This is a genomic window from Nocardia alni, from assembly GCF_019038435.1.
In the GTDB taxonomy this organism is placed as follows: Bacteria; Actinomycetota; Actinomycetes; order Mycobacteriales; family Mycobacteriaceae; genus Nocardia; species Nocardia alni.
Window position 1 is genome coordinate 1 of record NZ_JAGPOX010000215.1, and the last position, 12098, is coordinate 12098.

Annotated in this window: 12 protein-coding genes; 2 read left to right on the forward strand and 10 right to left on the reverse strand. The window is 66.2% G+C overall.

Going from position 1 to position 12098, the window contains the following annotated elements; all coding sequences use genetic code 11:
• Positions 1-74: 74 nt before the first annotated feature.
• Both JZ791_RS41395 and JZ791_RS41400 read right to left on the reverse strand, forming a co-directional pair.
• Entirely contained in the window at positions 75-896 is an 822-nt protein-coding gene (locus tag JZ791_RS41395) for an alpha/beta hydrolase (RefSeq protein WP_254207257.1), read from the reverse strand.
• Positions 893-1741, reverse strand: coding sequence for a hypothetical protein (locus JZ791_RS41400; protein ID WP_216903012.1), 849 nt, complete (start codon positions 1739-1741; stop codon positions 893-895). Before JZ791_RS41400 ends, JZ791_RS41395 begins: the two co-directional genes overlap by 4 nt.
• 119 nt (positions 1742-1860) lie before the next feature.
• On the opposite strand from JZ791_RS41400, the gene JZ791_RS41405 reads away from it, so the two are divergent.
• On the forward strand, positions 1861-2313 hold the full coding sequence (locus tag JZ791_RS41405; protein WP_216903014.1) for an Lrp/AsnC family transcriptional regulator: 453 nt from the start codon (positions 1861-1863) through the stop codon (positions 2311-2313).
• Between the two features lie 95 nt (positions 2314-2408).
• Here JZ791_RS41405 and JZ791_RS41410 read toward each other — a convergent pair whose 3' ends face one another.
• The 5 genes from JZ791_RS41410 to JZ791_RS41435 all read right to left on the reverse strand — a co-directional run bounded on the left by JZ791_RS41410 (position 2409) and on the right by JZ791_RS41435 (position 5461).
• Positions 2409-2786, reverse strand: a complete 378-nt coding sequence (locus tag JZ791_RS41410; protein WP_216903016.1) for a VOC family protein — start codon at positions 2784-2786, stop codon at positions 2409-2411.
• Positions 2787-2810: 24 nt separating this feature from the next.
• Positions 2811-3632, reverse strand: a complete 822-nt coding sequence (locus tag JZ791_RS41415) for an SAM-dependent methyltransferase (RefSeq protein WP_216903018.1) — start codon at positions 3630-3632, stop codon at positions 2811-2813.
• A gap of 918 nt (positions 3633-4550) precedes the next feature.
• The gene (locus JZ791_RS41425; protein WP_216903021.1) at positions 4551-4811 is read right to left on the reverse strand and encodes a hypothetical protein; all 261 of its coding nucleotides are present in this window, start codon (positions 4809-4811) and stop codon (positions 4551-4553) included.
• Complete coding sequence (locus JZ791_RS41430) at positions 4808-5116, reverse strand: type VII secretion target (RefSeq protein WP_216903023.1); 309 nt, start codon at positions 5114-5116, stop codon at positions 4808-4810. The genes JZ791_RS41425 and JZ791_RS41430 overlap by 4 nt, the downstream gene beginning before the upstream one ends.
• 96 nt (positions 5117-5212) lie before the next feature.
• A complete protein-coding gene (locus JZ791_RS41435; protein ID WP_216903025.1) occupies positions 5213-5461 on the reverse strand; it encodes a hypothetical protein in 249 nt (82 codons plus the stop codon).
• A gap of 279 nt (positions 5462-5740) precedes the next feature.
• Here JZ791_RS41435 and JZ791_RS41440 point away from each other — a divergent pair, with 279 nt between their 5' ends.
• Positions 5741-6880: an epoxide hydrolase family protein gene (locus JZ791_RS41440; RefSeq protein ID WP_216903027.1), complete on the forward strand. Its 1140-nt coding sequence runs from the start codon at positions 5741-5743 to the stop codon at positions 6878-6880.
• Positions 6881-7167: 287 nt separating this feature from the next.
• Here the strand turns inward: JZ791_RS41440 and nuoN are convergent, their stop codons facing one another.
• From nuoN to nuoL, 3 genes are all read right to left on the reverse strand, one after another.
• A complete protein-coding gene (gene nuoN, locus JZ791_RS41445; RefSeq protein ID WP_308163441.1) occupies positions 7168-8811 on the reverse strand; it encodes an NADH-quinone oxidoreductase subunit NuoN in 1644 nt (547 codons plus the stop codon).
• Positions 8808-10415, reverse strand: coding sequence for an NADH-quinone oxidoreductase subunit M (locus JZ791_RS41450; protein ID WP_216903029.1), 1608 nt, complete (start codon positions 10413-10415; stop codon positions 8808-8810). The genes nuoN and JZ791_RS41450 overlap by 4 nt, the downstream gene beginning before the upstream one ends.
• A gap of 253 nt (positions 10416-10668) precedes the next feature.
• Positions 10669-12098 (reverse strand): NADH-quinone oxidoreductase subunit L (gene nuoL / locus JZ791_RS41455; protein ID WP_216903031.1); only part of this gene is annotated, 1430 nt, incomplete at its 5' end.

A 12098-nucleotide genomic window follows, 5' to 3' on the forward strand; every position in this document is an offset into this window, starting at 1 on the left:
CGCGAACACCGAGCAGCCTATTGGATCACTGCCATTCGGTCAGACCGGGCGTCGCCGTGACCGGGGAATTCGGCCTACCGGCCGAAGATGTCGAGCACCTGCGACGCGAATTCCTTTGCCTCGGTGCGCATACCATTGTGCATGCCGGGGAATTCGGTGATTTCGAGATTTACGCGAGCGGCGATCCGCGCGGCCGGTCGCGCGGGCAGCCGCTCACCCGTCTCGCGGCCCACACCGAGGACCAGGCGGTCGCGCGCGGCGGTCAGTGCGGTGTAATCGGGGATGTACGAGGTGAATTCGCGCAGCTCGTATTCCATCATGATCGGCCCGTTGGCACTCAGGCGCTCCCACATCGCGGCGGTGTGCGCGGTGAGTTCGGCCGGAGCGGGTGCGGATTTCATCGCGCCGCCGATGCCGGTGAGGAACCGCACCGAGGCCGAGGCCATCCCCTCGGTGCGGGCCAGGGTGTACACCTCCTCCACGAAGGTCCGCTGGTCAGCGGCGTCGGGCAGGACCGCGAAGCACGGTGGTTCGTGCGCGATCAGCCGCACGACGCGGTCGGGGTGGCGGGCGAGCAGGTCCAGGCCGACGATCGCGCCATTGCTGCTGCCCACGACGTATGCGGGCTCGTCGGTGAGGTGCCGCAGCAGGCGATACGCGTCGTCGCTCTGCACCTCGACGCTCTGCCGGACGGGTGCGACGCGGTCGAGGGTACTGCGCGAATAGCCGCGCGCGTCGATCGCGACGACCGTGAAATGCGGCGCTAGTAGCTCGGCCATCTCGTCGAAGCCGTTGGCGTCGCCACCGCCGCCCGGCAGGGCGAGCAGGACAGGGCCTGAGCCGCGGATCTCGTGATAGATCGAGGCGCCGGGCACGGGCAGGATTGCGGATCTCATCGTGTAGGGGCCTTCTCGGTCGTATTTGGAACAGTATTAGGATATTGCCTAAGAGTATTAGGAATCACGATTGCGGACCATCTCCGCAAGTGGCCGACTATCTGATCGGTCGCGAACAGGCCGACGCAGGCGACACCGAATACCACCGCGACCTCGAAAGACACGATCCTGAACGAGGCCAGCCCATAGGCCAGGATCAGGCCGAACACCACTGTGCCGGGCACCGAGCGCAGGGTGCCGCGCAGGAGGCTCGCCGCTGCCGGGAACCCGTTCGTGTGGTGAGTGGTCGTGGCGAGGATCGACAGCACCACCGGCAGGGAGGCGAGCAGGCCCGCCACGTGGGGGCCCAGCACCCGGGCCGCCGAGGTGAGGCCCATGATGACCGAGGCGGTCGTCAGGAGCCGTAGGGGCGTCACCCATCCCGCCGGTGCGCGGGCCGCGATCGGCGCCGTAACCGGCGGCCACAGCATCAGCCCGGCCCCGACGACGGCGGCGATCAGCATCGCCGAGATCGGCGTCGAGTCGATTCCGTACACCAACGCCAGGGCGCTCAGCGACAACGCGAGTGCGGTCGCCAACGCCGCGGCCGGCCCGGGCCGCCGGCGCGCACGGCCGTATCCCAGGCAGAAGGCGGCGACCACCAGCTGTCCGGCCGTCCCACTCAGGGCCGCTTGGGCGGCGACGGCCCTGCCGTCGGTCAGGTACAGGATCAGCGTCAGCGGGGCCATCGTCATTGGTAGGCCCATCAATCGGCCGCCCAGGCGGTGCCCGAATCGGCGCTGCAGGATGGTGATGGACAGGGTCGTCGTCACGGATAAGGCAAGGCGTAGGACCAGAACTTCCACACAGTTCAGCTTTTCATCGACCTCACCGAACATGGCTCGGAAATCTGTCCCACACAGTGGTATTCACCTCTGAATCATCGGGACTTGCATTATCTTGCCGAGGAAACCACGATCGGGTGGTGGACGATATCGACCGCTCGCTGATCCGGCTGCTGATCCAGGACGCCCGCAGGACCTATCACGAACTGAGCAAGGAGGTACGCCTGTCGGCCAACACCGTCGCCGATCGGGTGCGGCGCCTGTACGCCTCGGGGGTGATCCGTCAGTTCCGGGCGGAGCTGGACCCCGCTGTCCTCGGACGTGGCCTGAACATGGTCGCGGACATCCGTTTACGCGAAGACGCCGACCGCGCCCGATTCGAGTACGAGTTGCGTTCGGTGCCGCAGGTGGTGTCCGGGGTGCGGATCACGGGGGAATACGACTTCGAACTGCGGTTCGCCTGCATCGACCCGGCCGAGTTCGAGACCGTCGTCGACCGGCTCAAGACCGAACTCGGTGTGCGGCAGGTGCGCAGCCGGATGGTGTTGCACGATATCGCCATCGACGCCGGGCAGTTGCTCGACCTCGCCTGAGGGTTCCCGGAAATCGGAGAGTTCGCACGTCAGTGCACACTGTGCAATCCCGCATGTGCCGCAAGTGCGCAGGGTGCGGCCCGGTGACTGCCTACCTAGCCGTCGGCTGTGCCGGGCTCCAGGTCGTAAGCGACGGGGTGACGCGGCTGGTACAGCCCTATCTGCCCCGCGCCGGGGACCTGTAGCGCGGTGCGCGACCCCCAGCGCTCCTCGGAGATGCCGCCGACGAATTCGACGCCCTTGGCGGTCAACTCATCGATGGTGGCATGCAGGTCGTCGCACATCAGGTACAGCTCGGCCCGGCCGCTGTCGGCTTCCTCTGCCGGATGCACCGCCAGCTCGGCCGGAGGGGAGCGGAAGATCAGCCAGCCGTGCCCGGCGTCGACATGCGCCAAGCCCAGGACATCACGGAAGAACGCGCGCGCCGCCTCGGCGTCGGTCGCGGAGATGATCGTGTGCGCACCGTTGATCATGCTTACAGGCTATCGCCGCGGCTGTTATCGCTTGCGAGCCAGGGCGCAGGAGATGAGTTCTTCCCAGACCGTGAGCTCGCGCTCGTCCGGGCCGATCTTGCTGACGTCCTCGCCCGGGGCCTCCGGCCGCCACAGCGAGCAGTTCACCAGACCCGGCTCGAGCACCTCGAGATCGCCGAACAGTGCCAGGATTTCCGCGTCGGTGCGCCAGCGCCCGCGGCCGAAACTGCCCTGCAACTTCTCCTCCGCGGCCTCGGTCTGCTCGTTCATGCCGGAACGGAAGTGCGAGATATAGACCTCGCTGCCCGAGGGCGCCTGATCGACCCACCAGTCGACCAGTTCGGCGGGGCTCTCGTTGTTGTTCAGGTGGTGCAGAATCGCGCTGAAGATGAGGCCGACCGGCTCGTTGAAGTCGATCAGCCGCTCGACCTCCGTGTGCTTGAAGATCTCTTCCGGATTGCGCAGATCGGCCTGGATGACGGTGGTGTGCTCGTCGGTGGCCAGCAGTGCGCGCCCGTGCGCCAGCACGATCGGGTCCATATCGATGTAGACCACCCGGGATTCGGGATTGTGCCGCTGCGCGATCTGGTGCACGTTGTCGACGGTCGGCAGGCCGCTGCCGAAATCGAGGTACTGGTCGATGCCGTCGCGGGACATGGCGCCGACGGCGCGGATCAGGGCCTGGCGGTTCGCATAGGCGACCGAGACCGACCCCGGCAGATCTCTGACGAAGAAATCGCCGATCTCGCGATCCACCGCGTAGTTGTCCTTGCCGCCCAGGAGATAGTCGTAGACGCGAGCGATACTCGGCTTCGATTGGTCGATCTGTGCACAGCCATCGGTCATCGGACCCACCCCTATCTGCATCGTCTCGGCACCATCGTAGGAGCCGCGTGGGGCGGCGATGGGCACTTCGCTTATACCGGTCGGGGCCCGGACCGTCGCACTGTCGGGCAGCCTCCGGGTAACGCTGCACGCCAAGCATTTTGGGGATATGTCATGGAAATGTGTAGCGACGGCGGCAAATCGGTCGCCATCCCGGGCGCGTCCGTGCGCCGAGTGCCATCATGCACGCGCTGCGGATCTGTGACCTGTGAAACAGCGTGGGCGGACGCCCTGGCCCGCCTCCTGCACCACGTCGATGCCGGCCCCGCGATCGTCCTGGGCGCCTCGGGCGGCGCGATCACCACCCTGGCCCTGCTGGAGTGCGCACCACCTTCGGCGTCCCGAATTCCATCTGCCAGGTTGTGGCCTGAAGACGCAAAGCATTTCGGCCCGAGTGTTCGACCTCTACGATCAGCTCCACAATCCGCCACCCCGATTACCTACCGAAGGTTGCTTGACGAGGCACTAACGTGCACGCCGGGAGGCGGTTCCAGGGCCACAAAATCGACTCTAACTCTCGTGCTCGGGTAGAAAGACCGGCTCTGTATCGGCATATACACGCACCTCACCCCAGTCGCCACCGAGATGGTAGTTGTCGGAGTGGACGATCAGGAAGTCGATGTTACCCAAGTCTTTCTCATCGTTCGCATCCGAGAAGACATTCTCCGACCGGCTCAACCATACGATCTGTCGAGCGTCGGCGAACACCAGCAGTCCCGGAAGGTAGCAGTACTGCTCTCCTGCCGGAGGCGGCTTATATAACGGTCAAGACGGCTTCGAGCTCGAATGTGAGCGATTTAGCTTCTTGGAATATACCCAGCACATAGCTATCCTCGAGATAGACGTGCGCGAGGTCATGTAAAACCTGGTAGCCCGCTGTCACTTCAGGTCCCAATCTATGCGCGTATGGTTATCCGGAGACTTCCTTGCGGTCGCGGAAACGATATCGTCGTGCTTGGCGCGCATGGCATCGGCGGCCTCCCCGCACCAGAAATCCTTCGAGTCCTCGACGTGTTGCGATGCCGTGTCGGCATGCCTGGCGAGGTTGGCGTGGGCTTCTTCCCATTCCGTCGCCTGCCGTAGCAAGGGCGAGACATCCCAGCGGCGGGCTTGACCGACAGTGGGTAGTCCGTCACTCATCGGATTCCCTCTGTGACGGAACGGATCTGGCGGGCGAACTCGGTGTCGGCACGCTCGTAGACATCCGCGCTGATCGTCGCCGCGACATGCATGGCCCGGTATTCGCCGGTGACGTTCCCGATCAGCTCATGCGCGGCCTGTCCGATCGCATCACACGCTTCGCTGGTGGCCGAGTCCATCAGCGACCCCGACACCTCGGGAGTATGGAGACCGGTAGTGATTCCATCCATTTCACCGGCTACTGAATGGAATGTCCCCGCAAGTTTACGCATCCGGTCCGGATGGGCGGTCAGCTCTTCAGTCATCGGATCCCCCCGTATTGATCACGATCTGCAACCAGTATAAGCGTCAGTGTTGCGGCATAACGCCTTTTGCGCTGGCGGGCATGAGATTCGGCCGGTTCATTCGTAATTCGCAGCGCGGGTGAAGCGGCCTGCGAGGGCCTGCATGTGAGCCATCAGCTCCGGTGGGGATTCGACCTCGAATTCGACGTCGAGCATGCCGACCACCAGGGCGACCAATGCGTAGGAGTCCGAACCCATTTCGAGGCGGCAGATGTGGTCGTCGATGGGGGTGATGATGCCTTCGATGCGGCCGGTGAGTTGGTCGGCCGGGACGTGGACTCGTATGACCGAGCGGTATGGCCACATCGCGAAGCCCATGGTGCGGCGGAGGTAGGCGGCGACGTCGCCGTCGCGGGAGAGGCGATGGGTGAAGCGGCGGCCGTTTGCAGGCCCAGCGTGACCGCCACGGCTTCGTCGTCGTCCAGTAGCAACGGCGCGCCCCGACACGGCATCCGCCGATCGGCCCCATCACCGCATCCACCGGATAACCCAGCTCTCGCAGCCGATCCTCATTGCGCCGGACGGTGCGGGTGGTGACCTGGATCTAGGACAATAACTGTCCTATATGAGGTCGAGGCTTATCCCATGACCGAAGCGATCACCCCCTTCCACATCGACATCGAGCAGACCGACCTCGAGGAGCTGAACGACCGCCTCGCCCGCACCCGGTGGCCCGACGCCCTCCCCGGTGTCGGCTGGTCCTACGGGGTCGACAGGGATTATCTGATCGAGCTGACCGAGTACTGGCGCACCGGTTACGACTGGCGCGAGCACGAGGCGCGGCTGAACAAGTTCCCGCAGTTCATCACCGAGATCGACGGCCAGAACGTGCATTTCCTGCATGTACGCTCACCCGAGCCGGACGCGACGCCGCTGATCCTCACGCACGGCTGGCCCAGCACGCCGGCCGACTTCCTCGACATCCTCAGCCCGCTAACCGATCCCCGGGCACACGGCGGCGATCCATCGGAGGCCTTCCATGTGGTCGCCCCGTCCATCCCGGGATTCGGCTTCTCCGGTCCGACCCACGAGACGGGGTGGGATGTGCCGCGAATCGCACGGGCCTGGGCGGAACTGATGAGCCGACTCGGCTACCGGCGCTACGGCGCGCAGGGCGGCGACTACGGCAGTCTCATCTCGGCCGCGCTGGGGCGAATCATGCCGGAGCAGGTCATCGGCGTGCACGTGAATGCTCTGGCCGACGCCGCGACCGGATCCGGCCAGGACTTTGCCGCACTGTCCGAATCGGACCGGGCCAAGGCCATGGCAAATCAGATGTGGTGGTTCGGGCACAACGGGTACGCGACTCAGATGGCGTTGCGGCCGCAGACCATCGCCTACGCGCTGAACGATTCTCCGACCGGTCAGCTGGCGTGGAACCTGGAATGGTTCGTGGACTGGGACCCTACGGCCACCGACCGGGCGCCGATCGACCGCGACGTCATCCTGACCAACGTCACGACCTACTGGCTGACCGGCACCGCAGGTTCCGCCGCACGGCTCTATCGGGAGTCCGGGTCGTCGTGGGGGAGCAAACCCACGCCGTCGAGCGTGCCGACAGCGGTCGCGAACTTCCTGGGCGACCGCGCCGTGCGAGGTTTGGCCGAGCTGGTGAACACCGTGGTCCGCTGGAACGAATACCCTGTCGGCGGGCACTTCGCGTCCCTGCAAGCCCCCACCGAACTGGTCACCGACATCCGCGAGTTCTTCCGCTCGGTCGTGTAACGGAAGAACGTCCTTCGGGCAGCTGACGAGACACCCGGGGTCCGGGGCCCGCAGCGTGGTCCCCGGACACCAACGGGAAGGCTCTGTACAGGTACAACCGGCCGCTGTGGAGCGGGAACCGACGTGAACACCACTTAACGTGTGCGCTCACCACACCCGACACGGGTGCCTGGGAAGTCCGAAGGGAGTTTCGGACAAGCCGTTACATGGTGTGCTTACTCGCACCCACCGCAAGAATCCGTGCCCGCCCCAGGATTCCTGGAACGGGCACGGATTCCGCAAAACGCTCAGCGCACGAACGTGGTCGCCTTGTCGACGATGTCGAACAACGGCTGCGGGAAGACACCCAGCACCAGCGTGGCCGCGGCCGTGAGAGCCACGACCGTACTGGTGACCGGCGCGGCGATGATCTGCGGTGCGTCCTCGGCCGGATCGGTGAAGAACATCAGCACGATCACGCGAATGTAGAAGTACGCGGCGATCGCACTGCAGACCACGCCGATGATCACCAGCCAGGAGGCCCCGCTGGCGGCGGCGGCCTGGAACACCGCGAACTTGCTGACGAAGCCGCTGGTCAGCGGGATTCCGGCGAAGGAGAGTAGGAACAGCGCGAAAATCGAGGCCAGCCACGGGGATCGGCGGCCCAGTCCGGCCCACGCCGCCATCGTGGTGGCCTCGTCGCCGACCTTGTCGCGCACGAGAGCCACCACTGCGAACGCGCCGGTCGTGCTCAGGCCGTAGGCGACCAGATAGAACAGCACCGAGGAGGTGCCCTCGGTATTGCCCGCGACCAGCGCCACCAGAATGAATCCGGCATGCGCCACCGACGAATACGACAGCATGCGCTTCACGTCGGTCTGCGTGACGGCCGCGATCGCGCCGACGGCCATGGTGGCGATCGCGACCGCCGCCAGGATCGGCCGCCAGTCGTCCCGCAGTCCGGGCACCGCGACCTGCAGTACGCGCAGGAACGCACCCACTGCCGCGATCTTGGTGCCCGCGGCCATGAACGCGGTCACCGAGGTCGGCGCGCCCTGGTACACGTCGGGCACCCACGCCTGGAACGGCACCGCCCCGATCTTGAACAGCAATCCGACCGCGAGCATCGCCACGCCCAGCACGGCCAGGGTCTTGGAGTTCCCGTCACGTGACACCGCATCGGCTATGCCCGAGAACCGCACGGTCCCGGCGTATCCGTACAACAGGGCCATCCCGTAGAGGAAGAAGGCCGAGGAAAACGCGCCCAGCAGAAAGTATTTCAGCGCCGCCTCCTGCGACAGTAACCGCCGCCGGCGGGCCAGCCCGCACAGCAGATACAGCGGCAGCGACAGCACCTCGAGCGCGACGAACATGGTCAGCAGGTCGTTGGACGCCGGGAACAGCATGAACCCGCCGACCGCGAACAGCGCCAGCGGGAACACCTCGGTCGTGGTGATTCCCGCACGGGCCGCGGCGATCTCGTCGGAGCTGCCGGGGGTAGCCGCGGCCTGCGGGGTGAACGCGTCTACCGGAATGCGCACCCCGGACGCGAGTGCCGCCGTGCGGCTCCACGTGCCCGGCCCCTCACGGCGTGAGGCCTGGGCCATGCGCTGCTCGATCCCGCGCTCGGCCATCAACGCCAGCCCGAGCAGCGCCGCGACCAGGATCGTGCCCTGCAACACCAGGGTCACGTTGTCGATCGCCACCGCCCCGCCGACGGCGGTGGTATGCGTCCCCGCCAGCGCGATCACCAGGGCCAGGGCCAGCACGAGCCCGCCCCCACCGAGGATCAACTGCAACCCGTACCGCCACGCCCGCGGCGCGAACGCCTCCACGAGCACGGCCACGACGGCAGCGCCGAACACGATCAGCATCGGCGACAGGTCCCGGTATTCGATGGACGGCGTGGCGACAGTCGTCACCGACGCCGCCGCGGGCAGAAGGTAACTCACTTGGAACCTCCGTCGGGGATGGTGGCGGCCTGCGGTACCGCCGGTGCCGGATCGTGCACGCCGATCGTGGTGAGTGTTCCGGCGACGGCCGGATTGATGAGGTTCAGCAACGGTTTCGGATAGACGCCCAGGAACAGCAGCGCCGCGATCAACGGCACGACCACGACCAGCTCACGCGGCACCAGGTCCCGTATCCGCTCGTTGCCCTCCTTCACCGGCCCGGTCATCGCCCGCTGGTACATCCACAGGATGTACAGCGCGGCGAGCACCAGCGCACTGGTGGCGATGACCGCCGCGACCGGGTAGCGGGTGTATGTGCCGACCAGCACGAGGAATTCGCTGACGAACGGCGCGAGCCCCGGCAGCGACAACGTCGCCAAACCGGCGATCAGGAAGGTCCCCGCCAGCACCGGCGCGACCTTCTGCACCCCGCCGAACTGGTCGATCATCCGGGTTCCGCGGCGCGAGACCAGGAATCCGGCGATCAGGAACAGGGCCGCGGTGGAGATGCCGTGATTGACCATGTACAGCGTCGCGCCCGCGCCGCTCTGGTTCGTCATCGCGAAGATGCCCAGGATGATGAAGCCGAAGTGCGAGATCGAGGTGTACGCGATCAGCCGCATCACATCGCGCTGCCCGATCGCCACGATCGCGCCGTACGCGATGCCGATGACCGCGAGCACGCTGATCAGCGGCGCGTAGGTGTGCGTGGAGTGCGGGAACAGCAGCAGGCAGTAGCGCAGCATGCCGAACGTGCCGACCTTGTCGACCACCGCCATCATCAGCACCGCGCTGGACGGCGTGGCCGATACCGCCGCGCCCGGCAGCCAGGTGTGCAGCGGCCACAGCGGCGCCTTCACCGCGAACGCGAACATGAACCCGAGGAACAGCGCGTTCAACACCGCCGGCCCCGCGCCCAGATGTCCGGAGTTCGCCGCGGCGACCACGGCCCGGAAATCGAACGTGCCGCCGGAACCGCCGAGATGCCCACGCGCGGTGAGCACATACAGCCCGATCACCGCGGCCAGCATGATCAGCCCGCCGAACAGGTTGTACAGCAGGAACTTCACCGCCGCCCGTGAGCGCTCCCGCCGCCGTTCCGAATCCGCTGCCGCGCCTCCGAATCCGCCGATCAGGAAGTACATCGGGATCAGCATGACCTCGAAGAACACGTAGAACAGCAGAATATCCAGCGAGACAAAGGAAATCAGCACCATCGACTCGACGACCAGCGTCAGCGCCACATAGATGTGCGCCACCCGCCGCGCCTCGCCGACCTCCCGATCGTCCTTCCAGCCCGCCACGATCAGCAGCGGCACCAGCCCGGCGGTCAACAGGATCAGCGCCACCGCGATCCCGTCCACCCCGAGCGTGTACCCCGCACCGAAAGCCGGTATCCACCGGTGTGATTCGACGAGCTGATACTGCGCCCCTCCCGGGATGAACCGAGCCGCGACCACGATCCCGATCGCCAGCGTCACCAGTGATACGGCGAGTCCGGTCCAGCGTGCGGCTGTCCGCCAGTGCGCGGGCAGCGCCACCACGACCACAGCGCCAACCATCGGCAGCAGCCACAATGTCGTCAGCCAGGGGTAGTTGGTCACCGTTCCTCCAGATGATCGCAATGAACCTTGGACCGGGCCGAGTTTCGCCGAATGTGCGGAGGCGCTGTCCCAGCGACCCTGTTGCCGGCAGGGCAGCGGCTCACCGGACCTATTCCCCCATGCCGGATCCGGGCGCACACCGTGCTGGGAGCGTTGGACCGCAACGGGTTTCGAAGGGTGTGCCCAGACACATGCTCGGCAAACTCACTTCCTGCGTGGCGGCGGCCTTCGGGACCGGGGGCTGAGCGGAAGTTCACAGCAGACTCACCACCAGCAGTGCGGCGACCACGACGGCCGCGCCGGTGAACATGGACAGGGCGTAGGAGCGCACGAATCCGGTTTGCACGCGCCGGATTCGGGAGGAGACCGTGTCGATGAGCGTGGAGATGGAGTTGACCAGTCCGTCGATGCCGCGGGTGTCGAGGAATACCAGCGAGCGGGTCATCTCCGCGCCCGGACGCATGAACGCGGCCTCGTTGAACGCGTCACCGTACAGGTCGCGGCGTGCGGCGACGGTGAGGGCGGTGACGTCCTCGGGTGCGGTCTCGGGGACCGGCCGCTGCGCATACTGCCGGTAGGCCGCGTAGATGCCCACCGCGACCACGACCAGCGCCAGCACGGTGATCACCCAGGACGGCATGCCGCTCTCGGAATCTCTGTGTCCCACAACGGGTGTCAGGAAGTTCTGGAGTCCGGACCCGAAGAAGAACAACCCGCCGGAGAACACCGACCCGACCGCCAGCAGGATCATCGGCCCGGTCATCGAGGCGGGCGCCTCGTGCGGATGCACGTCCTCGGCCCACCGCTTCTCGCCGAAGAACGTCAGGATCATCACCCGGGTCATGTAGAACGCGGTGATCCCCGCGCCCAGCAGCGCGGCCACACCGAGCGTCACACCGGACGCGCCGCCATATCCGAACGCCGCCTCGATGATTCGGTCCTTGGAGAAGAATCCCGCGAACGGCGGCACTCCGATAATCGCCAGATATCCTAAACCGAAGGTGACGAACGTGATCGGCATCAACGTCCGCAGGGCGCCGTAACGTCGCATATCGGTCTCGTCGTTCATCGCGTGCATCACCGAGCCCGCGCCGAGGAACAGCCCGGCCTTGAAGAACCCGTGCGTCAGCAGATGCATGATCGCCGCCGCGTATCCGATCGGGCCCAGTCCCGCGGCGAGCACCATGTAGCCGATCTGGCTCATGGTGGATGCGGCCAGGGCCTTCTTGATGTCGTCCTTGGCGCAGCCGATGATCGCGCCGAACAGTAGCGTCACCGCGCCGACGATGAGCACGCCCGCCCGCGCGCCCGGCGCGAGATCGAAGATGGCGTGCGAGCGCGCGATCAGATACACGCCGGCGGTGACCATGGTGGCCGCGTGGATCAGCGCCGACACCGGTGTCGGGCCCTCCATCGCGTCCCCGAGCCAGGACTGCAGCGGCACCTGCGCGGACTTACCGCACGCACCCAGCAGCAGCAACAGCCCGATCGCGGTCAGCGTGCCCTGGCCCGCGTGCGGCGCACCCGCGAACACCCGATCGAAATCGACCGACCCGAAGGTGGCGAACATGACGAACAGCGCGATCGCCAAACCCATATCGCCGACCCGGTTCACCACGAACGCCTTCTTCGCCGCCGTTGCCGCGGTGGGCTTGTGGTACCAGAACCCGATCAGCAGATACG